Annotated in this window: 19 protein-coding genes and 1 tRNA gene; 11 read left to right on the top strand and 9 right to left on the bottom strand. The window is 61.6% G+C overall.

The genetic code is table 11. The features are described from left to right. Nucleotides 1-38 precede the first annotated feature (38 nt). The 3 genes from LGH70_RS07095 to LGH70_RS07105 form a co-directional block, all read right to left on the bottom strand. Nucleotides 39-335: a helix-turn-helix domain-containing protein gene (locus tag LGH70_RS07095; protein ID WP_226184121.1), complete on the bottom strand. Its 297-nt coding sequence runs from the start codon at nucleotides 333-335 to the stop codon at nucleotides 39-41. A 145-nt stretch (nucleotides 336-480) separates the two neighbouring features. Then, entirely contained in the window at nucleotides 481-1,293 is an 813-nt protein-coding gene (locus tag LGH70_RS07100) for a hypothetical protein (protein ID WP_226184123.1), read from the bottom strand. 191 nt (nucleotides 1,294-1,484) lie between these two features. Then, nucleotides 1,485-1,560: transfer RNA gene (locus LGH70_RS07105), tRNA-Lys, on the bottom strand. Between the two features lie 267 nt (nucleotides 1,561-1,827). Here LGH70_RS07105 and LGH70_RS07110 point away from each other — a divergent pair. Beyond that, a complete protein-coding gene (locus tag LGH70_RS07110) occupies nucleotides 1,828-2,349 on the top strand; it encodes a hypothetical protein (RefSeq protein ID WP_226184125.1) in 522 nt (173 codons plus the stop codon). Nucleotides 2,350-2,434: 85 nt separating this feature from the next. Here LGH70_RS07110 and LGH70_RS07115 read toward each other — a convergent pair whose 3' ends face one another. Then, nucleotides 2,435-3,241, bottom strand: coding sequence for an SDR family oxidoreductase (locus LGH70_RS07115; RefSeq protein WP_226184127.1), 807 nt, complete (start codon nucleotides 3,239-3,241; stop codon nucleotides 2,435-2,437). Between the two features lie 192 nt (nucleotides 3,242-3,433). Here LGH70_RS07115 and LGH70_RS07120 point away from each other — a divergent pair, with 192 nt between their 5' ends. The 5 genes from LGH70_RS07120 to LGH70_RS07140 all read left to right on the top strand — a co-directional run bounded on the left by LGH70_RS07120 (nucleotide 3,434) and on the right by LGH70_RS07140 (nucleotide 13,987). Then, nucleotides 3,434-5,662 (top strand): GEVED domain-containing protein, encoded by a 2,229-nt coding sequence (locus LGH70_RS07120; RefSeq protein WP_226184129.1) that lies wholly within the window; start codon nucleotides 3,434-3,436, stop codon nucleotides 5,660-5,662. A gap of 87 nt (nucleotides 5,663-5,749) precedes the next feature. After that, nucleotides 5,750-11,518 carry a T9SS type B sorting domain-containing protein gene (locus LGH70_RS07125; protein ID WP_226184147.1) on the top strand — a complete coding sequence of 1,923 codons (5,769 nt, stop codon included), beginning with the start codon at nucleotides 5,750-5,752 and terminating at the stop codon, nucleotides 11,516-11,518. Nucleotides 11,519-11,860: 342 nt separating this feature from the next. Continuing rightward, entirely contained in the window at nucleotides 11,861-13,270 is a 1,410-nt protein-coding gene (rlmD, locus tag LGH70_RS07130) for a 23S rRNA (uracil(1939)-C(5))-methyltransferase RlmD (protein WP_226184149.1), read from the top strand. Between the two features lie 6 nt (nucleotides 13,271-13,276). Then, the gene (locus LGH70_RS07135; protein ID WP_226184154.1) at nucleotides 13,277-13,600 is read left to right on the top strand and encodes a hypothetical protein; all 324 of its coding nucleotides are present in this window, start codon (nucleotides 13,277-13,279) and stop codon (nucleotides 13,598-13,600) included. A gap of 12 nt (nucleotides 13,601-13,612) precedes the next feature. Then, nucleotides 13,613-13,987, top strand: a complete 375-nt coding sequence (locus LGH70_RS07140) for a hypothetical protein (protein WP_100336676.1) — start codon at nucleotides 13,613-13,615, stop codon at nucleotides 13,985-13,987. Between the two features lie 96 nt (nucleotides 13,988-14,083). Here LGH70_RS07140 and thiL read toward each other — a convergent pair whose 3' ends face one another. Next, nucleotides 14,084-15,112: a thiamine-phosphate kinase gene (gene thiL / locus LGH70_RS07145; RefSeq protein ID WP_226184156.1), complete on the bottom strand. Its 1,029-nt coding sequence runs from the start codon at nucleotides 15,110-15,112 to the stop codon at nucleotides 14,084-14,086. Between the two features lie 306 nt (nucleotides 15,113-15,418). Between thiL and LGH70_RS07150 the strand changes: the two genes are divergently transcribed. From LGH70_RS07150 to LGH70_RS07165, 4 genes are all read left to right on the top strand, one after another. Next, nucleotides 15,419-16,297, top strand: a complete 879-nt coding sequence (locus tag LGH70_RS07150) for a helix-turn-helix transcriptional regulator (RefSeq protein WP_226184158.1) — start codon at nucleotides 15,419-15,421, stop codon at nucleotides 16,295-16,297. Between the two features lie 136 nt (nucleotides 16,298-16,433). Continuing rightward, nucleotides 16,434-17,318, top strand: a complete 885-nt coding sequence (locus tag LGH70_RS07155) for an NmrA family NAD(P)-binding protein (RefSeq protein WP_226184160.1) — start codon at nucleotides 16,434-16,436, stop codon at nucleotides 17,316-17,318. A 4-nt stretch (nucleotides 17,319-17,322) separates the two neighbouring features. Continuing rightward, a complete protein-coding gene (locus tag LGH70_RS07160; RefSeq protein ID WP_226184161.1) occupies nucleotides 17,323-18,261 on the top strand; it encodes an alpha/beta fold hydrolase in 939 nt (312 codons plus the stop codon). Between the two features lie 239 nt (nucleotides 18,262-18,500). Then, nucleotides 18,501-19,094, top strand: coding sequence for a hypothetical protein (locus LGH70_RS07165; RefSeq protein ID WP_226184163.1), 594 nt, complete (start codon nucleotides 18,501-18,503; stop codon nucleotides 19,092-19,094). Between the two features lie 196 nt (nucleotides 19,095-19,290). Here the strand turns inward: LGH70_RS07165 and LGH70_RS07170 are convergent, their stop codons facing one another. Next, nucleotides 19,291-21,036, bottom strand: coding sequence for a M3 family oligoendopeptidase (locus tag LGH70_RS07170; protein ID WP_226184165.1), 1,746 nt, complete (start codon nucleotides 21,034-21,036; stop codon nucleotides 19,291-19,293). 404 nt (nucleotides 21,037-21,440) lie between these two features. Then, nucleotides 21,441-22,547 carry a ferredoxin--NADP reductase gene (locus LGH70_RS07175; RefSeq protein WP_226184167.1) on the bottom strand — a complete coding sequence of 369 codons (1,107 nt, stop codon included), beginning with the start codon at nucleotides 22,545-22,547 and terminating at the stop codon, nucleotides 21,441-21,443. A 166-nt stretch (nucleotides 22,548-22,713) separates the two neighbouring features. Between LGH70_RS07175 and LGH70_RS07180 the strand changes: the two genes are divergently transcribed. After that, on the top strand, nucleotides 22,714-23,418 hold the full coding sequence (locus tag LGH70_RS07180) for a peptidoglycan DD-metalloendopeptidase family protein (protein ID WP_226184168.1): 705 nt from the start codon (nucleotides 22,714-22,716) through the stop codon (nucleotides 23,416-23,418). A gap of 86 nt (nucleotides 23,419-23,504) precedes the next feature. On the opposite strand, the gene LGH70_RS07185 is transcribed toward LGH70_RS07180, so the two are convergent. Beyond that, nucleotides 23,505-24,836: a Gfo/Idh/MocA family protein gene (locus LGH70_RS07185; RefSeq protein ID WP_226184169.1), complete on the bottom strand. Its 1,332-nt coding sequence runs from the start codon at nucleotides 24,834-24,836 to the stop codon at nucleotides 23,505-23,507. A gap of 321 nt (nucleotides 24,837-25,157) precedes the next feature. Further along, entirely contained in the window at nucleotides 25,158-26,372 is a 1,215-nt protein-coding gene (locus tag LGH70_RS23790; protein WP_226184171.1) for an ABC transporter permease, read from the bottom strand. Nucleotides 26,373-26,393 lie beyond the last annotated feature (21 nt).

The following is a 26,393-nucleotide window of genomic DNA, read 5'->3' on the forward strand; positions in this document are numbered from 1 at the left end:
TGAGCACCTGCTGCTACACGAAACGCTTAAGTCAGTGTCTAGCCGGTTGGCTTTCCGCCCTTCATCGCGGCTTGCAGGTAGGCCAGCAGTTCGCTGCGCTTGAAGAGCACCCGTTTGTCGGAGGAGTTATACGAAGCAATGCGGCCTTCCCGGCGCAGCTTGTAGAGCGTGGGTTTTGATAGGTGCATGAAGGCCAAAGCCTCTTGGGTAGTCAGGTATTCTGCTTCGCTAGGCTGCGCAGCACGCAAGTGGTGCAGCAGTTGAGTAAAACGAGTGTCCAACAGTGCGCCCAACTCCTGGTGGAGGTCGTCTAGGCTGAGGGTGATAATTTTCATGGGTGGAGGAAATGAAGCGTGAGACCAAAGCAGCTGCGCAGTTTGCTGGTGCAATACTCCTCATTTCAGCCCGCGGACGAGGGTGATTATTGGGGGCAATTTTCAATTACTTTACCTGCCTGTACTCTATTTTACCCTAATACTCTCATTGTAAAGCCTCTAAATCATCGGCCGCTAGTTGAGCGAACAGCGGCATCTGAGCATCCTCGAAGTGCTTTTTAGCCCGGGCAATATATTTCTCATTCAGCACGAGGTTGCGCTCCTGACTGGGGGGCTCGGTTAAAAAGCGCAACAAGGGCTCAATGTTGTTGGCCGAACGAGCCAACACGCCGGCTAAGAAGCCTGCTAGATCCTTCGTAGGCAGCAGCGGCCCTGGCCACATCTTGCCCCGATGCAGGTAGTGAACCACCGCTAATTGCGACTTCAAGTCCAATACCTGCGCTTGACTTTTCCCATTGCGGATACCAATGGGTCGTTCCAGGTACCCGCGTTGACGTTGAATCCACTGCCGTAACAGTTGGCCTCCCTCCTGCTGCCAGAGGCTAGCCGCCTCTTCCTTAATCCCTAATAAGACCGGCGCATGAGCGATGATATCCCGGTCTAGGAAATCCAGAAAGGATTCGGGCGTGCGGGTGCGGGTATAACGGCCGTAATGCGCCTCCAACAAAGCTAGCCGGTCCTCGGTGGTGTAGGCCGGATTGAAAAAGCGGTGTAAAAATGCCGCGTTATAGGACGCTTCGTCCAGGATGCGCGTTTGTTGCCCCGCTTCGTTGATGCGGACTTGTAGCGGAAGCGTGACGTTATCTTTGGGGAGAATGTTCTGCGGCAACACGACGTATTCGGCGCCATCGTCGGGCAGCGGCTGCTCCTGCCGGATACAGTTGGTTCGTCCGCTGTACACATACGTACAACAGGTGCGGTCTATATGCAAGTAAGGATGGATACGACGGTTGGGCATAGGAAAGCATAAGAAGCGGCGGGCTCACACGTGCGAAACACCCTTTACCACCTGTCATACCAAGATACTGCCGATAGTTGCCCATACTTGCCACCATGCCCGGTATTTTCAACAATACACGATGCTTGCACGGTCCCACTCGCGGCCCCAGTAACAAAAAAACCTCGTCTGCATTGCGCAAACGAGGTTTTTGGTGATCCCGCTGGGATTCGAACCCAGGACCCGTACATTAAAAGTGTACTGCTCTACCAGCTGAGCTACAGAATCGTTTATTTTGCATTCGGGAACTGTCTTCCCTGATTGCGGATGCAAAAGTAGAAGTACCCGCATAATATTCCAAATGCTTTGCTGAAAAAGGCCCTGTTTTTTTTACTTCCTGCTCTACTTCTCTTCCAAGAAGTTCGCAGTCAAAATATTAGCCTGCCTATTCAGAAGGCTGATTCCCTGTTTGCGCGCGGCCGCTACGAAGTAGCTTATCCGCTGTACCGGCAGGGGCTGCGTCAGGGTCTAACCTCGGTGCGGGTACTCTTGCGCATGGCCTATATTCAGGAAGGGCTGGGGCATTATCCGGCCGCGTTGTACTATTTGAGTCTGGCTCAGCGCCGCCAGCCGAGCTATGCGACCTGGCGCAAAATGACGGAACTGGCGCAGAGCTACCGGCTGGCCGGCTACCCCGATACCTGGCGCACCAAGCTCCTGATTACGTTCAGGCGCTACTACTATACGCTGCTGCAGGGCCTGCTGATTGGCGCCGTACTCGGGGCCGTTCTGCTCCTGGTACGACGCGGGGCTACCAGGCCCTGGTGGCTAGCCTACGGGCTGTATCTGGCTTTTGTGGGCTTTTACCTCAACTTTCTGCGCTCTAGCCAAGTGGGCCTGGTGGCCCGGCCCCACGCGGCCCTGATGGGCGGCCCCAGCGCGGGAGCTACCTGGCTCACCACGGCCCGGGCCGGCGACCGGCTGCTGGTGCGCGACCAGCAGGACATCTGGTACCGGGTGGAATGGCGCAACCGCGACGCCTACATCCGTCGCAATGATCTGCTGTTGCTTGACTAAAGCTTCCTGTTAGTTTAGTGCAGCATAGGCAACAAAAAGGCCCGACAGGATTCTGCCGGACCTTCTTGCGTTTGGCCGTGGGCCTTTACTTTACCGGAGAGTTTTCTTCCTTGCGGAAGTGATTGAGCACCAGCTTATCGGCCAGGCCGGGCAGCCATTTATTCAGAAAAACGGTCAGCTTGCCCTGGGCGGTGAGCACTAGGTCGCGGCGGCGCTGCTGCACGGCTTTCAGCAGGTGGCCGGCTACTTCCTCACTGGTCATCATCTTGCCTTCGTCGCGGGGCGACTCGCCCTGGGCCGAACCATCGGCGGCCAGGGCCGTCTGCCGGATGTTGGAAGCCGTGAAACCCGGGCAGGCCACCAGCACGTGGACGCCCTGAGGGAGCAGTTCGGTGCGGAGCGCTTCCAGAAAGCCCTGCATGGCAAATTTGGAGGCCGAATAGCCCGTGCGGCCCGGCAGGCCGCGGTAGCCAGCAATGCTGGAAATGCCCACGATAGAGCCCTGGGAGGCCAGCAGGTGGGGCAGGGCAAACTTGGTCGTGTACACGGTACCGAAGAAGTTGGTTTGCATCAGTTGCCGGATGACGTCGAGGTCGGCGTCCTGGAACATGGCCCGCATGGAGATGCCGGCGTTGTTAATCAGCACGTCGAGACGGCCGAAGGCGGCAATGGTTTCGGCCACGGCCCGCCGCGAATCAGCTTCCACGCCCACGTCGGCCCGCACGGTGCGGTGGACAATACCGTGTTGGGTCAGCTCGGCGGCGGTGGCGGCCAGACGGGCTTCGTCGCGGCCGGTTACGACAACTTGCGCGCCAGCCTGCCCAAAGACCAGGGCACAGGCCCGCCCGATACCGGAGGTAGCTCCCGTGATAAGCACCACTTTTCCTTTCATATAGCTCTAAATTGGATGATTGCCGGCTTACCGCAGCCAGCCGACACGAGCAAAACTACGGCTTTTTAAGACTTTAACCGGATCCTGGTGGCCGTAATTTCAATCTAAACAGACGCGTTTGACCTATTTCCGGAATTGGATTTAGTCGCTACATTTAGGAACGGAAACAACCTTCTCTTCCGGGTGGATTATATGATGCAACTTCTACGCAGGTGGCGCTGTGCGCCTATTTCTCAGGGTTCTTTGGTGGCGGCGCTACTGCTGCTGGGCGCGGCCAGCGGCCAGGCTCAGTGCCCGGCTGCTACGTCGGCCTGCACGCCGGGAGCGGCCCCGAGCAGCAGCTACCCCTTCGGGATGGGTATTCTGAACGTGACGCTCGGCACTATCAACAACACCACCGCGGGCGTGCAGGAAGGCTACCGCGACTATTCCTGCACCGGTGGGGCCGCGCTGAACGTGGGAACCGACTACCCCATTACCGTGCGCACCAATACCGGCACCGACGAAACCGTGCGCGTCTGGATAGATCTGAACAACGACGGTACCCTAAATGCTACCACGGAGCTGGTGTTCAGCTCGGACGCTAAAAAAGTGCATACCGGCACCGTACGGCTGCCCGTGGGCACTACGCTCGGCGCGCGCCTGCGGATGCGGGTAGCGGCCGACTACAGCAACTCGCCGGTACCTTCGCCCTGCTCGACGCCGCTGTACTCGCAGACGGAAGACTACGCCGTGACGGCCACAGCCAATTCGGCGCCGCCCGTGGCCGAGTTCGTGGCCAACCAGACGCTCACCTGCGCGGGCTGCGTGCAGTTTACCGACCAGACCCAGAACTCGCCGACAACCTGGCTGTGGAACTTTGGCGACAACACCACCAGCAACCTGCAGAGCCCGAGCCACTGCTACACCACGCCCGGCACCTACACCGTGACGCTGACCGCTACTAACGCGGCCGGTACCAGCATCCGCACCCGCACAGGCTACATCACCTACAACTCGGCGGTGCCGGTGGCGGCCAGCTGCACGCCCAACACGGCCGCTTACTGCTGCGGCTACGGCATCACGCAGTTTACCCTGGGCACCCTGAGCAAGGCCTCGGCCAACGGGCAGGAAGGCTACGAGGACTTCACCTGCGCCAGCCGGGTTGAGCTGACGGAGGGCAACGCCTACCCCGTGAGCATAACGACGGGCCCGAGCAACCCCCAGGACACGCGCGTGTGGCTGGATCTAAACAACGACGGCAGTTTCAGCGCCGCTGAGCTGCTATTCACGGCCCTGAACCGCACCAACCCCAGCGGCACGATACTGCTGCCAGCCACGGCCGTGAAAAACCAGCCGCTGCGCCTGCGCGTGATTTCGGACTACGTGGGTGCCCCGGCCGGGCCCTGCGCCGAACCCCAGCTGGGCCAGGCCGAAGACTACACCGTGACGGTGCGGGCCAATACGAATCCGCCGGTGGCCGCCTTCACCTCCAGCTACGTGCCCACCAGCTGCGTGAACCCGGTGCAGTTTACCGACCAGAGCCAGAATGCGCCCACCTCGTGGCTGTGGAATTTTGGCGACAACACGACCAGCACCCAGCAAAACCCCGTGCACCAGTACGCCAGCTCGGGCACCTACACCGTGACGCTGACCGCTACCAACTCCTTCGGTTCCAATGTTCTAACGCGCCCCAACTACCTGACCGTGGCGGTACCGTGCCTGACGTACTGCGCCTCCAACGGCCTGAACGGCAATGTGTGGCTCACCAGCGTGACGGTGCGGGGTACCGCCGCTTCCTTTGCCAACAACTCAGCGGCGGATGCGGGAGGCTACGGCAACTACATCAGCCAGACCATTAGCCTGCGCCAGGGCCAGGCCTACACGCTGGGCACCACCACCAACCAGAACTTTCAGCGCACGACCTCCATGTGGCTGGATCTGAACCGCAACGGCGTGTTTGAAGGGAGTGAACTGCTCGTGAACGGCACGTCTACCCTCACCTCGTCCCACGCCTTTACCATTCCGAACACGGCTGGTGTGCTGGGCTTCACGCGCATGCGGGTGCTCACGCGGGCCAATGCCAACCAGGCCCAGCCCTGCGTGCAAAACCAGGTCAACTCCGAAACGGAAGACTACTCCGTGCGCATTGACCTGGTAACCAGCACGAACGAGGCGCAGCGCCTGCCGTCACTGAGCATTTTCCCCAACCCCACAGCTACCGGCCTGGTGCACCTGCGCCTCGCTGATGCCGCTGCAGCCGGCACCTACACCGTGACGGTGCACAACGTGCTGGGTGCGCAGCTACTGACCACGACCCGGCGCCTGCACCCCACCACCGAGGCCACCCTCGACCTGACAGCCTTGCCCCGGGGCCTGTATGTGGTGCGGCTGACCGATGCGGCCGGCCAGACCGCCCTGCGCCGCGTGGAGCGCAACTAATCCACTGCCTGCCCTTTACTGCTCCCATCCACACTCCCGGCCAGCCCGCTACCCCGTAGCGGGCTAGGCTTTTCTTACTGCCCCTGTATGCACACAACTCTACTGCGCACTTTTTGGCTGCTGCTACTGCTGCTAGGACTACGTGCGGCCCCGGCCAGCGCGTCTCACCTGGTAGGCGGCGAAATGAACTACCAGTATCTGGATGCCAACGGCCCAGCCGCGGCGCCCTACCGCTACCGCATCACGGTGCTGCTCTACATCAACTGGGAATGCACCAACCCCAACGATTTGTCGAACGTACCGGACGGGCGCTGCAACATCTTCGTCAACGTCTACAACAAGCAGAACGGGGCACGCCTCAACAGCGGGCAGGCGGCCCAGGGCTTTAGCTGCGCCCAGACAAGCTGCTCGGGGCGGCCGGCGCAGAACGATACCCAGCCCCAGGGCTCGTTCCGGCTGCCCCGGGTTTCCAACCCTTCCATTACCCCGCCCCTGCCCGGGGGCTGCACCCTGCCCGGCGGCCCGCCGCCGCCCGTGCGTCTGTGCCGCTACGAGGCCATCGTCAATCTGCCGGCCTCGGCCGCGGGATACTACGTGGTGTATACCGACGGCACGCGCAACCGCTCAATCAATAACCTGCTGCAGCCCGACACCCAGAACCAGACCATCTTCGTGGACATGGCCGCGCCGCTGCTGCCCAATACCTCGCCTACCTTCTCGGATACGGCCGTGGTCGTGATTTGCCAGGGCGACACGAGCATCGTGGTCAACAACGCCGTGGATGCCGACGGCGACCGGCTGATTTACTCCTTCAGCACGCCCTACAACATTCCGGGGGCCATTGGCGGGGCACCGCCCTTCTCCTTCTCCCCGCCCCCACCGAGCGTGACTTACAACGCGGGGTTTTCGGCTACGGCTCCCTTTGGGCCCGGCACCGGCAACTACGCCTTTCTGAACGCCAGCAACGGCCTAAGCCGGTATGCCACTTCCCAGCAGGGGCGCTACGTGGTAGCGGTGGAAGTCAAGGAGTTCCGCACTATCAATGGCAATGAGGTGCTCATTGGCTCCACCAGGCGCGAAATTCAGCTGGTGTCGCGGCAGTGCCAGCCCAACCAGGCGCCGCAGTTTACCGCCGGCACGCTCTCCAACAAAACCTTCACCATTGAGGAAGGAGAAACGCTCAACTTCAACCTAGCCGCCACCGACCCCGACGGCAATGCCATCAGCCTGAAGGTGAACAGCGTGCTACTCGACGGCTCGGGGCCGTTCAACGCCAGCTTCGGCGGCAGCCAGGGCACGGTGCCCGCGGGCAGCCCTACGGGGGTCGCCACGCTGACGGGCACCGGGGGCATCGTCAACGGCACGTTCAGCTTCAGCTCCCAGTGCGGCAACGCCCGCAGCACGCTCTACGACGTGGTGGTAACGGCCACCGACCAGACCTGCGGAGCCAAAAGCGTGTCCGACATCTTCCAGATTCGGGTGAACCGCGCGGCTGGCCCCACCAGCATTCAGGGCGAGGCCGTTATCTGCGACCAGGCCCAGGTGCGCACCTACACGGCCGCGGGACCGACGCCGGCGTCCTACTTCTGGAAAGTTCGGGGCGGCACGATTCAGGGCTCGAACTCGGGCAGCAGCGTGCAGGTGCGCTGGACGGCCCCCGGCGCGGGCCGCGTTACGTTGCAGGGCGTTTCCAGCCTGGGCTGCCCCTCTGACTCGGTGGCGCGCGACATTGAGATACGCCCCGCCAGCGCCCTGGCCGTGACGCCCACCAGCGCCACGATTTGCGTCGGGGGCTCTACGACCCTGACGGCCAGCGGCGGCCCGGCCTACACCTGGACCGGCGGCAACCAGACCTTTACCGGCCCCACCATCACCGTGTCGCCGACGCAGACCACGACCTACACCGTGACCAGCACCGACGGCGTGTGCACAACGTCCCGCCAGGTTACCATCACCGTAAACCCCGCCGCGGTAGCCGATGCCGGCGCCAATGCAACGCTGTGTTCGGGCGAAACCCGGGCCCTGGGCGCTGCCGCCTTAACCGGCTATACCTACCTCTGGAGCCCGGCCACGGGTTTGAGCAACGCCAACACCGCCCAGCCTACTTTCACGCTGACGAACACGGGCACCGCGCCCCAGCAGTTTACCTACACGCTCACGGCCACCACGGCCCAGGGCTGCGTGGCTACCGACGTGGTAACGGTGACCCTGAACCCGGCCGCCGTGGCTGATGCCGGCGCGGCCAAAACCATCTGCTCGGGTGGCTCGGCGGTACTGGGCACCCCGGCTGTCGGCCTGGCGGGCCGCACCTACCTTTGGAGCCCGGCCACCGGTCTGAACGATGCCACCGCCGCCACGCCAACCGTCACGCTGACTAACACCGGCACCGCCCCAGTGGTGGTGCGCTACACGCTGACCGTTACCACCAACGGCCTGTGCTCGACCAGCGCCACGGTGGATGTGACGGTGAATCCGGCGGCCATTGCCAACGCCGGCGCGGATGTGGCCACCTGCTCGGGGGAGGCCAAAGTACTAGGCTCGGCGGCGTTGACGGGCTACTCCTACCAGTGGAGTCCGGCTACGGGGTTGAGCAATGCCACCACCGCCCAGCCCACCTTCCAGCTGACGAACACGGGCACCGCGCCCCAGCAATTCACCTACACGCTCACGGCTACCACCGCCGAAGGCTGTCTGGCTACCGACGTGGTAACGGTGACCCTGAACCCGGCCGCCGTAGCCGATGCGGGCACCAACAAAGTATTTTGCTCGGGTGGCTCAGCAGTACTGGGCAACCCTACCAGCGCCGTGGCCGGCAGCACGTATCAGTGGAGCCCGGCTACCGGCCTGAGCAATCCTTCAGCCGTAGCCCCCACCGTCACGCTGACCAATACCGGTTCGGTGCCGGTAACGACCACCTACACCCTGCGCGTTACCACCGACCAAGGTTGCGTGGATACCCGAACGGTGCAGGTCACGGTGAATCCGGCGGCCGTGGCCAATGCCGGCACCGACGTAGCTCTGTGCTCGGGTGAGGCCCGGACGCTGGGCACGGCGGCTTTGACGGGCTATACGTACCAGTGGAGTCCGGCTACCGGCCTGAGCAGCACCTCGGTAGCCCAGCCGGTTTTCTCCCTGACCAATACCGGCACCACGCCCCAGCAGTTTACCTACACGCTGACAGTTACTACGGCTGAAGGCTGCACCGCCACCGATGTGGTAACGGTTACCCTGAACCCGGCCGCTGTAGCCGATGCGGGTACGAACAAAGTATTCTGCTCGGGTGGCTCGGCGGTGCTGGGCAACGCGGCCACGGCCGTAGCGGGCAGCACTTACCTCTGGAGCCCGGCCACGGGGCTGAGTAGTGCTTCGGCTGCTACACCGACCGTAACTCTAACCAACACCACCGCCCTCCCGGTAACGACCACCTACACCCTGCGCGTCACGACGGATAAAGGCTGCGTGGCGACCAGAACGGTGGATGTGACGGTGAACCCAGCGGCCATCGCCAACGCCGGCGCGGATGTGGCCACCTGCTCGGGGGAGGCCAAAGTACTAGGCTCGGCGGCGTTGACGGGCTACTCCTACCAGTGGAGTCCGGCTACGGGGTTGAGCAATGCCACCACCGCCCAGCCCACCTTCCAGCTGACGAACACGGGCACCGCGCCCCAGCAATTCACCTACACGCTCACGGCTACTACGGCCGAAGGCTGTCTGGCTACCGACGTGGTAACCGTCACGCTCAACCCGGCCGCCGTAGCCAATGCCGGTGCCGATGCAGCCTTGTGCGACGGTAAAAAGGTGACGCTGGGCACAGCGGCGCTGGCGGGCTACGCTTACCAGTGGACCCCGGCCACAGGGCTGAGCAGCGCCACCGCGGCCCGCCCCGAGCTGACGGCCGTGAACCTCACACAGGCCCCGATTACGCGCACCTACACCCTGACCACCACCACGGCCCAGGGCTGCACCCAAACCGACGAGGTGGTGGTAACCATCAATCCACGGCCGCAGGTGGACAATATCCAGGGCTCGGCCTCGGTGTGCCCCACCATTCAGGGCGTGGTTTACAGCATTCTGAATCCGCGCAGCACGGAGTACCGCTGGGCGGTAGTGGGCGGCACTATTACCAGCGGCGACGGCACGGCCAGCATCACCGTGAACTGGGGCGCGGCCAATGCTGCTGCCAGCGTGCAGGCGGTGGCCCGCAACCAGTTCCAGTGCGACTCCGACCCAGTGATTTTCCCCGTGATTATCAACCAGCGCCTGGCTACCGAAACGCCCAAGGGCCCCGGCAGCGTGTGCCTGGCCAATGGGCCCTACACCTACTCGGTGCAGCCCACCACGGGCTCTATCTACGCCTGGCAGATTACGGGCGGCACCCAAATCAACACCGGGCCCGGCTCGGTGCTGGTGCAGTGGAACGGCCCCGGCACGGGTAGCATCACGGTCACGGAAACCAGCAACCCCAACGGCGGCCCCATCACCTGCTTTGGACAGAGCCAGGCCCTGAGCGTGACGATTCTGCCCTCCCCGGCCGCCAACCTGGCTATTGCCGGCCCCGACCGGGTGTGCCTGGGCGGCGCGGTGAGCTTCTCGCTGCCGGGCGCGGCCACTTCCACCTACGCCTTCACCCTGGATGGGGCTCCCATTGCCAGCACCGGCAACACGGTTAGCTTTACCCCCACGGCCGCCCGCTCCTACACCCTCACGGCCCGGGAAACCAACGCCAGTGCCTGCGCCGGCCCGGTATTCAGCCGGCAGTTTATCGTGGACCCACGGCCGGCGGCAGTGGCTATTGCCGGGCCCGCCAGCATCTGCCCCGGCCCCGGCGGCTTCGACCCTCAGCAGTACTCGGTACCAAATACGCCCGGCTCGACGTACGCCTGGACGGTAACCGGTGGCACCATTGTCGGCGGGAACGGCGGCAGCGGTATTACGGTCAGCTTTACGGCCGGCGCTGAAGACCGGACAGTGGCCGTGACGGAAACCTCCAGCTTCGGCTGCGCCGGGGCCCTGGCCTCGCTCACCGTGCGGCCCGACAACGTCGGCATTGGCCTGCGCGCCGCCTCAGTAGCCGCCGGCGACCGGAGCATTACGCTGGGTATGGTAACGGTTAACTCCGGCGCTAACGGCAACCAGATCCGGATTCTGCGGCGCGATGCGGGCACGACGACCGCCTTTGCGCAGGTCGGCACGACTGCCATCGGCAGTGGCAGCTTCACCGATACCAGCGTGGATGCCGATGCCAAAGCCTACGACTACCGCCTGGAGCTGCTCAACAACTGCGGCACCACTCTGGCCAGCCAGGAGCACACCACCATCCGGACGACGGCCACGGCCATCGAAGGCAGCCGGGACGGCTATAAGGAAGGCAAGGTGAAAGTCAGCTGGAATGCCTACCGGGGCTTTGAGGTGAAGGAATACCAGCTGGTACGCACTGTCGGCAATGGCCCGGCCCAGGTGGTCTTCACCGGGCCGGCCACGACGCTGGAAACGGAGTTTGCCAGCAGCTCGGCCGGCTTCGACCAGTGCTTCCGGGTGGTGGCCATCAGCACCCAGAACGCCATTATCACCGCCGCCTCCAACGATGCCTGCGTGAATTTCACCAACGACCTGGTGTTCTACAACGTCATCACGCCCAACAACGACGGCATCAACGACGCGTTTTTCATCCGCAACATCGGCCTCTACTCCGACTACACGATGACTTTCTTCAACCGCTGGGGCAAGGAAGTGTACAAAACCGGCCGCTACGCCAACGACTGGAAGGCCGAGCAGCAGCCGGCCGGGGTCTACTACTACCTGCTCACGCTCCCGACCGGCAAGTCGTACAAAGGCTGGTTTGAGGTAGTTAAATAGACCACGAATTGCTTCGGATTGGTCGGATTTCGCGGACGATTACCAAATTGCCCTTCCGTTGTTTACCTGGAAAAGGCGACCCGCAGCGGGCCGCCTTTTCTTGTTTTCCGACCCGGCTGCTGCTCGTTCCGGCGTGGCATGGCTGTCCAGCCGTGCCGGGCATTTTGGGTAGACATACTTATGCCCGAGGTATGACATAACTATGTCACGTACCACGGCCGCGCTCCAAAGATGCCGTCGGTTTTAAAAACCGACGGGGCAATTCAGCGGCACGAATGGGACCAACCACAAAATCCGCCGAATCCGCAAAATCCGCCCGAATCCGTGGTTACCTTTGCCCTTGTGAGGAAATCAGCTAAAAACATTCCCGCGGAACTGCTCCGCGAAGTCGAAATTACCGACATGGTGGCCGAGGGCAAGTGCCTGGTGCGCCGCGACAACCTGGTTATTTTCGTGACGGGCGTGGCCCCCGGCGACGTGGTAGACCTGCGCGTGACCAAGGCCAAGAAAACCTTTCTGGAGGCCGTAGCCACCAAGTTTCATAAGTACTCCGACCTGCGCGTGGAGCCCTTTTGCCAGCACTTCGGCACCTGCGGGGGCTGCAAGTGGCAGCACCTGGGCTACGACACCCAGCTTAAGTTCAAGCAGCAGCAGGTGCAGGATAACCTGCAGCGCATCGGCAAGGTGGCGCTTCCCGAGTTGGAGCCCATTCAGCACTCCCCGGCCCTGCAGTACTACCGCAACAAGCTCGAATACACCTTCAGCCACAACGGCTGGCTGACCAACGAGCAGATTCAGGCCGGCGAGGAAATCGAGCGGCGCGTGCTGGGCTTTCACACCCCGGCCCGCTTCGACAAGATTATCGACGTGCAGCACTGCTGGCTGCAGCCCAACCCCTCGAACCAGATCCGGCTGGCCATCCGCAACTACGCCCTGGAGCACGACTTGCCCTTCAACAACCTCGTAACCCAGGAAGGCTTCCTGCGCAACCTCATCATCCGCACAGCCAATACCGGCGACCTGATGGTGATTCTGCAGTGCTACTACGCCCACGAGGCCCTGTTTCCCTTGCTGGATTTCGTGGCGGCGAAGTTCCCCGAAATCACCTCGCTCAACTACGTGCTCAACAACAAGGGCAACGAAACCTTCCACGACCTGGACGTGGTCTGCTACAAGGGCGAGCCGCACATTCACGAGCAGATGGAGGATTTGCGCTTCCGCGTGGGCCCCAAGTCGTTCTACCAAACCAACTCCGAAGGGGCCTACAACCTGTACAAGCTCACCCGCGAGTTTGCCGGCCTCACCGGCTCCGAGCTGGTGTATGACCTTTACACCGGGGCCGGCACCATTGCCAACTTCGTGGCCCGGCAGGCCCGGCACGTGGTGGGCGTGGAGTACGTGGAGTCGGCGGTGAAAGACGCCTACATCAACTCCGAAATCAACGGGGTGACCAACACCGAATTCTACGCCGGCGACATGAAGGACGTGCTCAACGCCGAGTTCATCGCCAAGCACGGCCGCCCCGACGTCATCATCACCGACCCGCCCCGGGCCGGCATGCACCCTGACGTAGTGGCCCGCCTGCTCGAAATGCGTGCCCCCCGCATCGTCTACGTCAGCTGCAACCCCGCCACCCAGGCCCGCGACCTGGAAATGCTCGATGAGGCTTATGCCGTTACGCGCGTGCGGCCCGTGGATATGTTCCCCCACACCCACCACGTGGAGAATGTGGTGCTGCTGGAGCTGAAGTAACAAGTTATGTCGGAACTGGTCCAACATAGCTTCTGGTGCTGGAAACAGAAGCTGCAAGGAGTCTTGCAGCTTCTATCCCTGCTTTCCGGCTATGTTTACTCAGAGGCTGATGCTACGACAGTAGCACATGGCTTGCATATTACCAATGCTGATGACAAGCAGGTGCAGCCGTATGATCTTTCTGGCAAAAACGGACAATGTTACGTAGAACTCTCGCTGGACGCGGATAACCGAGATATTGTATTTGTCACGACTACAGCTTCTGGTGCGTTCCAAGAACGAATAGTATTTCTTGCCCAATTGCAGGAAGCGTTAAAACAATCGAAGTAGACTTTACCTAAAATGGACTACGCCAACGACCCCGAACTGAACGGCAAATACCTGGGCACCATCTCCAAGGATTTCGCCATGGTGTCCGACACCATCATGGAAGCCTCTTCCCAGGTGCGGAAGATGGACATTTCGAAATACCCGATTTTCATCTTCGCCAAGCGCGAAATTCCCCTGGGCAGCCTGCTGGTCAATGCCGACGAGGCCAACCTGGAGTGGCACGTATTTGCCTCCTACCTGGAGCTGTTCGTGCAGCAGGGCATTGTGGGCCAGGAGGGCATCGAAGCCTTCGAGCAGACCTACAAGGACCCCAACGAGTACTGCTGCCTGTTCGTGCTCGACGAGGATTTCACCAACTTCGTCTTCATTCCCTACCCGGAAGACTAGACTCAGTTTTGGCTCCGTCCAACGCCAAGACAAACGCCCGTCCTCTGTGCAGAGTGACGGGCGTTTGTCTATAAACCGATACCCAATAACCGTGGTTTAGAAGTGCTGCCAGCCCTGGGCCCGCAGCGGAATGGGTTGCCCCTGCTTGGTCACCAGATTTACGCCGTCACTGGCCTCGGTCATGTGGCCCAGCACGGTGATGTCGGGGTGGTTCTTGATTTTGTCGTGGTCCTTGAGCGAGATGGTGAACAGCAGCTCGTAATCCTCGCCCCCGTTGAGCATGCACATGATGGGGTCGAGCTGGAACTCCTCGGCCACTTCCAGCATGGGGTTGGCCGCGGGCAGGTTCTCGGAAAACACCCGCGCCCCAGTACCCGAGGCCTTGCACAGGTGCAGCACTTCCGAAGCCAACCCGTCCGACACGTCAATCATGCTAGTAGGCACCACGCCCAAGTCGCGCAGCTCGTGCACCACGTCCATGCGGGCTTCGGGGCGTAGCTGCCGCTGCAATACGTAGGGGTACTTGCTCAGCTCGGGCTGCATGTCGGGGTCGGCCGACCAGGCGGCTTTTTCGCGCTCCAGCACCTGTAGGCCCAGGAAAGCCCCGCCCAGGTCGCCGGTCACGCAGATCAGGTCGTTGGGCTGGGCCCCGCTGCGGCGCACGGCCTGCCCGTGGGCCACCTGCCCCATGGCCGTAATGCTGATGGTGAGGCCGCCGCGGCTGGCGGTAGTGTCGCCGCCCACCAGGTCCACGTTGTAGGCTTCGCAGGCCAGGCGCATACCCTCATACAGCTCGTCGATGGCCTCTACCGAGTAGCGGCTGCCGATGGCCAGCCCCACCACAATCTGGGTGGGCGTGGCGTTCATGGCGGCAATGTCGGACACGTTGACGGCCACGGCCTTATAGCCGACATGCTTGAGCGGGCAGAAGGTCAGATCAAAGTGCACGCCTTCGACCAGCAGATCGGTGCTGACCACTAGGTCGTGGCCGGCTTCGGGGGCCAGAATGGCCGCGTCGTCGCCGATGCCGAGGCTGGTGCTGGGCTGACGCAAAGTCACGGTTTCCTGAATCCGGCGGATCAGGCCAAACTCTCCAAGGTTTTCCAGGGGGGTGATGTCACTCATAGCGGGCAAAAGTACGGTAGCGAAAGGAAGGATGATACAACCGGTACGTATTTGCGGCGCCCAGCGCCCAGGTTCGGCGTATCGTTTTGCCAACTGCCCATCTGCCTGCACGGTGCTATACTACTTTAGAAGATCGGGAAAAGGTAAAGCAGTTATACTCCTTCCATTTGCTATACTTTTTTGAAACGTGTAAAAAAAGTATAGCCAAACCGCCGGTTTGTTTGCTCTACCTTTTAGAGCAGCTCTGAAAACGGAAAGCAGATTCGTCCCCAACTATTGTGCGCCGTAAGCTGTTACTTGCCACTTATGCCGGATTTCACCCCGTATACTTACACCTCGGAGCTGTACGAGCGCCCCGCCCTGACGAGCAGCATCGCGCTGGACTGGCCCGGAGTACGCCTGGAGCGTTACCAGCTCGACCCCATGGACGTGCCGGCCCATAGCCATGAGCACCACCTGCTGCTGGTCCACCAGGGCGCTCAGCCGGTGGTTGCCAGCCGCCGCACCGGGTCCCGGGTGGAAGCCCAGCAGTTTCGGAGCGGGGACGCAGGCCTGTACCCGGGCGGCGAGTACGGCCCGTTTGGCTGGGATGCCCCGGTCGACATCATCCAGGTACACCTGGACGCGCAGGCGCTGGAAACCCGGGCCCGCCGCGACCTGAACCTGCGCTACTTTGCCCTGCGCGAGCGGTTCCGCTGCGAGGACGGGCTGCTGGTGCAGGTGAGCCAGCAGCTGCTGGCTGCCACGGGCCGGGCGCATACGCTAGGGCTGCTCTACGCCGAGTCGCTGGTCACGACGCTCTGCTACCACCTCATCGAGCACCACGCCACCTTCGAGCGCCGCTTGGCCGATGGCGCCGGAGGGCAGCTGCCGGCGGCGGTACTGGCCCGCGTGGATGCCTACCTGGAGGCCCACGCGGAAGCACCCGTCACGCTGGAAATACTGGCCGGCCTGGCTAATCTGAGCGTGTTTCACTTCGCCCGCCGCTTTAAGCACAGCACCGGCCGCTCGCCCTACCAGTACGTGCTGGACTGGAAAATCCGGCGGGCCCGCACCCTGCTGCGGGCTGGCGAGCTGCCGGTAGCCGCCATTGGCGACGCGCTGGGCTTTGCCTCGCCGGCTCATTTCGCGGCCGCCTTCAAGCGGGCCGTGGGCCAGAGCCCCCGGTCGTTTCAGCAAGGCTAGGCCGGGCGCCAGAAGCGCAGGAATGTGTAAGTAAAGCGCAAGAATCAGGCAGGCCGCCGGGCAGCGCCGCAGAACCTTTGGGGCAGTTAAAAGCCGCTGTCAGATGGCGGCGGCCTCACCCTCATTCCCTGCTTGCATGAACTCTCTTATTCTAGTGGCCGGCGCCACCGGCGACCTGGGCGGCCGTATCACCCTCGCTTTGCGGCAGCGCGGAGCTACCGTGCGGGCCCTGGTGCGGCCCGAAACCGACTCCGCCAAGGTTGACCACCTAACCCAGCTCGGCGTCGAGGTGCAGCGCGTCGAGTTTGCTGACCACGCCGCCCTCACCCGGGCCTGCGCCGGGGCCAGCTGCGTGGTGTCGGTGCTGGCGGGCCTGCGCGAGGTCATCGTAGATGCCCAAACCCAGCTGCTCAACGCGGCCGTGGCCGCCGGCGTGCCCCGCTTTATCCCCTCTGACTTTGCCAGCGACTACACCCAGCAGGCCCCGGGTCTGAACCGCAACTTCGACCTACGCCGCGAGTTTCAGGCCCGCCTCGACCAGGCGCCCATTGCCGCCACCTCTATTCTCAACGGGGCCTTTGCCGAAGTACTGACCTACAACATTCCCCTGCTCGATTTCAAGCAGCAGCAGGTGGGCTACTGGGAAGATGCCGACTGGCCGATTGACTTCACCACGATGAACGACACGGCCGCCTTCACGGCCGCCGCCGCCCTGGACGCAACTACGCCCCGCTTCCTGCGCGTTGCCAGCTTCCAGCCCAGCCCCCGCGAGTTGGTGACCCTGGCCGAACGGGCCGGGCGGGGGCAGTTTGCCCTGGTGCGCCTGGGCGCCCGCGCCGACCTATCTATGGCTATCCAGCACCGTCGGGCGGCCAACCCCGCCGGCGAAGCGCAGCTCTACGCCGACTGGCAGCAGATGCAGTACCTGCTCAGCATGTTCAGCGTGCAGAACCAGCCCCTCGACAACAGCCGCTACCCGGACCTGGCCTGGACCAACCCTGTCACCTTTTTAAGCGCTTAACACCGTGCTACCGACTACATCCACTTCCCTGGGCGCCTATTCCGACGAGGAGCTCGTCAAGCGCCTGCCCGGCTTTACCAACCACTACGCCACCGTCAACGGGGTGCGCCTGCACTACGTGGAGGGCGGCAGCGGCCCGGCCCTGGTGTGCCTGCCGGGTTGGCCCCAGACCTGGTATTCCTACCACCCTATTGCCGCGGAGCTGGCCCGCCACTACCGCGTTATCATTGTCGATATCCGGGGCATGGGCAGCTCGGAAAAGCACGCCACGGGCTACGACAAAAAGACCATGGCCCGGGATATTTACGAGCTGCTGGGCCACCTGGGCCTGGAAAAAGCGTCGCTCCTGGGCCACGACATCGGCGGCATGGTGGCCAGCAGCTTCGGCTTCAACTACCCGCAGGCCACGGAAAAGCTGATTCTGGCCGACGGGGCTCACCCCAGCGAAGGAATGCGGCAGATGCCCCTGCTGCCGCCCCCCGGTGCTTTTACTGACAAGATGGACGGGCAGCAGCCCTACGTCTGGTGGATGGCCTTCAATCAGGTAAAGGAGCTACCCGAGCAGCTGCTGGCCGGGCGGTTTGAGTTTTTGCTGAACTACCTTTTCCGCTACGTGATGCTGGACGAGAGCCGGATGTCGGCCTTCGACCGGGCGGTGTACGCGGCCGTGTACAACCAACCCGAGAACATCCGGGCGGCCAACGCCTGGTACCAGGCCCTGGAGCAGGACATTGCCGATGCTAACACCTACGGCCGCCTCCCGATGCCGGTACTGGGCATTGGCAGCCACGTGTCGTACAGCTACCTGCAAATGAGCCTGCCTTATATGGCTGAGAATGTCGAGGTCGTTGGCATCCTGGACAGTGGGCACTACATGTTTGAGGAAAAGCCCGCGCAAGTGCTCAAAGCCGTGCTCGGTTTCCTGCGGCCGTCCGCTGGCTAACGGGGCGTTGCCAGGCGTGGGAAAGGCCACCGTGCCTGGCAAACGCTCTTTTTCGGGCTGGTCCGACTGAGGGGCAGTCTTATGCTCCCGGACTTGCAGGGAGGATTTCTCTGTTTATTGAACAACGCGTAAGGTCCCAGAACCGGCTTTCTACTTAACGCAGCGGCGAGGCACCCGTAAATTCCGCTCAACTTCGCCATCGACGGAATATTTTAGGGATTATTGACGTTTTTGCCGCTATGAAACTTCTTCTGCCGATGACGTTGCTCGTATTGCTGAGCAACCTGAACTCCTGCAAAACTGACCGCTCCACCAAGGCTGTAGACCCCACTTCGCCCGCGGCGGCCAAAGCCCAGCTCGACGTGCTGCGCGACTCGGTGGATGCCCGCTGGACCAAGATGACCGCCAGCGACGACGCCAAAATCAAGTCTACCGACCAAGTGCTGCGGGCCCTGGAAAAGCAGCCCGGCGCTGATAAAGCCCAGCTCAAAGCCCTGGCCCGCGCCAACGACCAGCTCAAAAACCGCCGCTACGACCAGCAAACGATGAGCGCCTCCGATAAAATCGACGCCTACGACGCGGCCCAGGATTCGGTACTGAAGGCCGTGTATAACCTGGCTATGCCCGCCGCCGGCCAGCCCGACGCCACCGTACAGCAGCTGACCAACGACATCCAGACAGCTGACGGGCAGGTCATCGGCTTCCGTGTGAACTATGACCGGGCCGCCAAGCAGTTCAACAATTATATCCAGCTCCACCAGGATGCTCTAAGCAAAGCTGGCGGCAAATACACCCAGCTTCAGCCCTTACCGCTGTTTGAGTTGAAGGAGTAAGCTGTGCAGACACCGTTCCGTCTGTCATCCTGAGCCTAGCGAAGGACCTTCTCTCGTTGATTTTAAGACCTGATAAAGGTAAAAAGCCCTTTACTGCTGGCGCGGTAAAGGGCTTTTTACCTTTAATCAATCTTGTCACTGGGGTGAGGCCGATTCTTCACTGCGTTGCGTTCAGGATGGCAAACGACCAGTGCTGCTACAGCTTGGCCATTTCCTCGCGCACGAAGTCGGCCAGGGTGCGCAGGTACTCGGTGCTGAAGTCGAAGCGGATGCCGGCGGCGGCGTAGATTTCGCCGATGGGCGCGGTGTAGCCCAGGGCCAGGGCCCGCTTGTAGGCTTCGAGGCCTTCCTGCGGGTTCTGGCGGAAGTTGCGCCACACGGCAATGGCCCCGAGCTGGGCCATAGCGTACTCGATGTAGTAGAAGGGCACTTCGTAGAGGTGCAGCTGCTTCTGCCACAGGTAGGGCTTGTAGTTTTCCAGGCCCTTCCAGCTCACGGTGCGCTGGTTGAACTCGTCAAACGTTTTGGTCCACTGGGCGTGGCGCTGCTCCACGCTGTGCTCGGGGTTTTCGTACACCCAGTGCTGAAACTTGTCGATGGTAGCCACCCAGGGGAAAGTTTCCAGCACGCTTTCCAGGTGGGTTTTCTTGGCCCGGCGCAGCTCGTCCTCATCGGGAAAGAACAAGTCCCACTGGTCCATCGAAATCAACTCCATGCTCATCGAGGCCAGCTCGGCTACCTCGGACGGCGGGTGCTTGTCGGCCGACAGCGGCAAGGAGCGCGTCAGGAAGGAATGCACCGCGTGGCCACCCTCGTGCAGCATCGTAATCACGTCGCGTAAGGAGGAAGTAGCGTTCATAAAGATGAACGGCACACCGGTTTCATCCAGCGGGTAGTTGTAGCCGCCCGGCGCCTTGCCCTTGCGCGACTCCAGATCGAGGTGGCCCATCTGGCGCATCGTTTTCAGGCAGTCGCCCAGGTAGGGGTCGAGGCGCTGAAACACAGTAATGGTCTTTTCCAGCAGCTCCTGGCCGGTTTCGAAGGGGCGCAGCGGGGCTTTGCCGCTCACGTCCACGTCGAGGTCCCAGGGGCGCAGCTCGGCCAGCGCCAGGTCCTGACGCCGCTCCAGGTCGAGGTCATCAATCAGGGGCACCACGGTTTCCCGGATGGCGCGGTGGAAGGCAAAGCAATCCTCGGCGGTATAGTCGAAGCGGCCCAGGGCGGCAAACATATAGTCGCGGAAGTTGGGAAAATCCGCGTTGCGAGCCATCTGGTGGCGCAGGCTCACCAGCTCGGTAAACAGCTGGTCCAGGGGCTTGGAGTCCTGCAGACGACGCTCCTGCACAGCCCGGTAGGCCTGCTCCCGCACGGCGCGGTCGGGGCTTTTGAGGCGGTCGGCGGCGCGGGGCAAGGTCATTTCCTCGCCGTCGAGCGTCACGGTCATGGCACCCACGGTGGCAGCGTACTGCTGCTGCTTGGTGCTGATTTCGGTTTTGAGCGGAATATTCTCGGGCCGGTAGATTTCCAGGGCCTGCCGCACCGAGCGCACAAAAATGCGGTAGCGCTGCGGGTCGAGGCCGCCCAAAAACTCCGACTCCATCATCTTCTCGTTCAGGGCGTGGTCGTAGGGGGCCACATTGGGCTCAATCTCGCTCACGAAATACTGAAACGACTCGGCCCGCTCCTGATCCTGGGTGTCGCAGGTCATGCGGATATAGCGCCAGGCCAGGTCTTCGCTCAAGACGCTTTCCAGCTCCGAGCGGTCCAGCAGCCAGCGTTCCAGCTCCTGGGCCGCCTGTATCTGCCGGTCGCGCAGCTCGATGAAGTAGGGTTCGAGTGATTCCCAGTCGGTTACGGAGAAAGACTCGGGCAGGTACTGACGCGGCGGACGCTGCGTGTCAGTGGCCGAAGCCAGGGCAGTTTCGGGGGCGGTATTCATCATGAATAGCAAGATACGTCGGGGGACGAAAGAATGGACGCTAGACTCTAAACAGCATTTACCAGTGCACGGGGAAGAAAAAAGCAACGCCTGAGCCTTCTCCGCCGAAGCGCAACCTTGTTTCTACGCATGGCGGGCAAAAGTCGTTGGCCTTGGGAAGGTGGAAAATGCTGAAAGGTTTAACCGTTGGCAAGGAGAAAAGTTAGGGACGGCTACAAACATAAAAAAGTCCTGCTGAGCTTGACGAAGCGCCTCTCCCGTCACAGTAAATTAATTACTACTGCGACCAATATGCATCGGCAAACTCAGCAGGACAAATGGGTTTGCGCTTGGCAACGTCAGCTCAGAAGTGCTCCTGCATAAGTGATAAACAGGACGTTCGGCATGCTACCCACGCTTTCTTGCGCTTAGTCGACTTCGATAACTACGTCGTCGGTGACGGGGTGGCCTACGCACAGAAGCACGTAGCCCTGCTTCATTTCCGAGTCGGAGAGGCCTTCGCGCTCATCCAGGTGTACTTTTCCCGAGAGACACTTGCCGCGGCAGGCCGTGCACAGACCCGCCTGGCAGCTGTAGGGCAGGTCGATATCCTGGTCGAGAGCGGCTTCCAGAATGGTCTGACTGGGCTTCACTTCCAGCTCGTACTCGGCGCCTTCGTAGTGAATCGTGACAGTGCGCACCGAGATTTTATCGGTGTCGGCAGCGGAAACGTCGCCGTGGCCGTTGGGCTGGCCGGCAGCGGCTTCAATGGTTTCGGCCGCTGCCAGGAAGCTTTCCCGCTGGATGCGGGCGGCCGGCACCCCCAGCAAATCGAGGGCGGCACGGGCTTCGGTCATCATGCCCTCGGGGCCGCAGAGGTAGTACTCGGCCTGCTGGGCCGGAAACTGGTGGCGCTGCTCCAGAATGCGCAGTAGCATGGTGCGGTTCAGACGGCCGGTGTGCTGGTGGCCCGAGGTGGGGCTGCTGGGCTGGCTGAACACGTGCTCGACCTGCAGGCGCCCACCGGCCTGGCTTTCCAGCTGCTGCAGCTGCTGGCGGAAAATCACGGATTCCTCGTTGCGGTTGCCATACACGAGCAGCACGTGGCTCCGGGGCTCGTCGCGCACCACTGCTTTTAGGATAGACATGAGCGGGGTGATGCCGCTGCCGGCCCCTACGAGCACGATAGAGCGGGAAGCATTCGGGCTGGTTTTGAGGGTGAAATTGCCCAGCGGCGCCATCACTTCCACCTGCTGGCCTACCCGCACGGTATCGAGCAGGTAGTTGCTGACCAAGCCGCCGGTAACGCGCTTCACCGTAACGGACAGGCGCGGGGCCTCCGACGGGGTGCTGCTGAGCGAGTACGCCCGCCGCTCTTTTTTGCCGCCGGCACCGCAGGGCAGAATCAGGGTCAGGAACTGGCCGGGCTCACAGGCCACGGGCTGGCGGTCGGGCCGTTCGAAGTGAATGGTGGCGGCGTCGGGGGTTTCGTGGGTGATTTCCACGACGTTAAGCATCAGGTACGGACTGCTCATCGGGGCAAGGAACTGCGAAGAGTGGAGAGGTGGAATCAGGGTAAACCGCGGCGCTGGGGCTACGGGCGTGCAAAGTACGGTAAATGGGGCGGCTTGGTCGGCATGCCCGCAGGGTTTAGCTTGCAGCCTGCCTTTCCTCCTCCCTCCTGAAATAACGATTTTACCTATGTCTGGTTTTGACCTTGCCGCATTACTTGAGCGGCATCAGCACGAGTTCGGGCCCGTGCTGCCCGTCGATTTGAACGCGCCCGAAGTTGCCCGTCTCGACTTCACGGCCGCCAACCCCACGCTGGCCGATGCCGACCTGCGCGACACGGAAGCGTTTGAGGCGCTGGTGGCCCGGCTGCTGGAGGCGCAAAACGCGCTGATCGGCGTGGGCGGCTACCTCGAAAACCGCGTTATTTACCGCCGCAGTCCCGGTTTGTTTGGCGACCCGGCCGTGCCCGCCCGCTCCCTGCACCTGGGCGTAGACGTGTGGCTGCGGGCCGGCACGCCGGTGCTGGCCCCCCTGGATGCCACCGTGCACAGCGTGGCCGACAACGACAACTTCGGCGACTACGGTCCCACGGTTATTCTGCAGCACCAGCTCGAAGACACCACATTTTACACGCTCTACGGCCACCTGGGCCGGGCCGAAGTGGCGCTGCTGCGCGCGGGCATGACGCTGGAGAAAGGCGAGAAATTCGCCGAAGTAGGGCCGCACCCCGAAAACGGCGACTGGCCGCCCCACCTTCACTTCCAGGTCATTGCCAACCTGCTGGGCCGCGAAGGTGACTTCCCCGGCGTGGCCCTGCCCGAGGAGCGGGAACAGTGGGCCCGGCTCTGCCCCGACCCCAATCTGATATTGCAGGCCAGCGTGCTGGCGGTTTAGAGGCCGGCATTATTTGAAAACGCAAAAAGCGGGAAGATTCGCCTTCCCGCTTTTTGCGTTTTCAATGCGGCTACTACTATACTACATCAAACGCGCTGCACCTGGGGCTTGAGCGAGGTCAGGTCGGCAATTTTGACCGGCTGCCCGCTGTCGATGCTTTTGCGGGCCGCAATGCCCACGAGTACGGCCAGGGCCCCGTCGCGGCTGCGGGCAGCCTGGCGGAACGGGTCTTTGCCATCGGGCGCGAAGATTTGCTTGCGCAGGCGCACATCGCCGCCGCCGTGGCCTTCCTCCGTGTTGGACATCTGGATCATCTCGCGCTTGCCGAAATTGGTGGTTACCTGGATTTCGTCGAACTTCTCGGCTTCCCAGGGCTGCTTTTCCTTGATCCAAGCGTCGATTTTGCCCTTGGTGCCATTAAAAGAAATGCGGTAGCCTTCGTAGGGCGAGTAGGCCGTGAGCGAGTAGCTGACCTGCACGCTGTTGGCGTACTTGATTTGCACGGCCATCTTGTCTAAGATGTCCACGTCTTCGCGCCACACGCAGCCGTCGCGGTGGTAGCCGTCGTACTTTTCGTTGTCGACGTAGATTTTGGTCAGGCGCTCGTCCTTGGTGACATCCCAGTAGAACTGGCACTTGTCTTTGTGCGGGCACGGGCGGCAGTGGGTGTGGCGGAAGCTGTTGTTTTTGCCGTAGAAATTCAGCTGTCCGTTGCCGTACACCGATTCCGGGTCGGAGTCGAGCCACCAGTTCAGCAGATCAAAATGGTGGGAGGCTTTGTGCACCAGCAGGGAGCCGCTGTTTTCGCGGCGCCGGTGCCAGCGGCGGAAGTAGTCGGCGCCGTGGTACACGTCGAGGTACCAGTGGAAGTCGGCGGAGGTAACGGTGCCGATGATGCCGCTGCGCAACAGCTCGTAGATTTTCTGGCGGTGGGGCGAGTAGCGGTAGTTGAAGGTTACCATCACGGTTTTGCCCGTCCGCTTTTCGGCCTGCAGAATGGCTTCGCACTTCTGCTCATCGGTGGTCATGGGCTTTTCCGTCACGATGTCGGCCCCGTATTCCATACCCTTGATAATGAACTCGTCGTGGGTCGAATCGACGGTGGTGACAATGAGCAGCTCGGGCTTGGTCTGCTTCATCATCTGGTCGAAGTCGGTAAAGGTGGGGCACTTCACGCCCAGCATCTTCTTGCCCGTCGCCACCCGGCCGGGGTTAATGTCGCAGAGGCCCACAAACTCAATCTGGTTACCAAACTCCTTGAGCACGGAAGTGCCCCACATACCCAGGCCGCGGTGGCCGGTGCCCACCATGGCGACGCGCTTGCGCGAACCGGCCAGGGCGGCAGCCAAAGCATTGTCGGTGAGCAACGTGCCGGCCAGGGCAGTGCCGGTGGTCTGAAGGAAGGTTCTGCGCAGCATGGGAATGGGCGGGTAAGCAGGAGCGAAAAGCGTAAGCGTACTTAAGCTGGCAGTATTTCTCCTGATTTGGCAGCAAATCCGCGCATTTATCTATGCAAACGTTCCCGGCAACGTTGTCATTTTCTGCTGGCGCAAAACAGGATCGGCTATCCTTTTCTGTGTTCTTCCGCCTGTCACCCCATGGCACCGTGCAGGACCTTGCGGCTCTATCCCACTGCCCCCGACAACGTGAAAAAGCCCTTTACCAAGTTGGTGGCAAAGGGCTTTGTCTATGTACGCTTGGCCTTGTCGCTCAGAATGACAGACCGTAAGCGGGCTTACTTAATCGAACTTGATGGCAGCCACCGGGCGAATGCGCGAAATCAGGTAGGTCGGAATCAGCACGGCCAGCAGGGAGGTCAGGAAGGTAGCCACGTTCAGGACCACGACCATGGTGAAGTCCCAGTAAATCGGCACCCGGTCCATGTAGTAATTTTCCGGGTCCAGGGGAATGGGGTGGAAAAAGTACTGAATGGCGCAAAAGCCCAGCCCAAACAGATTGCCGTAAACCATGCCGCGCAACGTCAGGCTCAGGCCCCGGTAGAAGAACATGCTGCGAATCTGGTTGTCGGTAGCGCCCAGGGCCTTGAGCACGCCAATCATGTTGGTGCGCTCCAGAATCATGATAAAGATGGTGGCCACCATATTGAAGGTAGCCACAAAAATGATGAGCACCAGGAAGATGACCACGTTGCGGTTCAGCAGCTTCAACCAGTCGAAGAGCTGGGCGTACTGGTCCGTGATTTTGTCCAGCTTCAGGTCGTAGCGCAGGTTTTCGTACATGTTGTCCGAAACCGGGTCGAGCTTGTTGAAGTCCTTGAGCACCACTTCCACGCCGCCCACGAGCGAATCGGGCCAGGCATTCAGCTCCCGGATCTGGCGAATGTCGCCGATGATATACACCTCGTCGAACTCGTCGAGGCCGGTCTGGTAGATGCCGCGCACGTTGAACTTGCGGATGCGGGGCGGGTTCTGGATAAAGTAGAACAGGGCCTCGTCCCCTACTTTGAGCCGCAGCTTGTCGGCCACTTTACGGCTGAGCAGCACATCGTTGCTGGCCGCCGAGTCGGGGAAGGTCAGAAACTTGCCCGCCACCAGGTTGGTGCGCATCGGCGAGACACCGTCTTTTTCGTCGATGCCCTTGAGCACCACGCCCAACACTTCCTCCTTGGTCTTGATGATGGCCGTTTTGCGGGCAAACGACTGCGTGGACTTCACCTGCCCAAACCGGTGCAGGTCCTTGATCAGGCGGGGTCCGCCGATGGGCTCGACCTCCAGGGAGTTGTTGGTATCGTACTTGCTGACCTGCAGGTGGGCGCCGAAGGAAAAGATCTTGCTTTGAATCTCATTGCGGAATCCTTCCAGGATGGCAAACGACACAATCATGACGGCCACGCCCAGCGCAATGCTGATAATGGCTATTTTTGTCACCGACGAGGTAAAAGACCCGGTGTCGGCTCCGTCAATCTTATTGGATATGTACCGCGAGATGTTCACTGGCGTAAAGCTACGCGTCTA

Source organism: Hymenobacter nitidus (genome assembly GCF_020447315.1).
Taxonomy (GTDB): Bacteria; Bacteroidota; Bacteroidia; order Cytophagales; family Hymenobacteraceae; genus Hymenobacter; species Hymenobacter nitidus.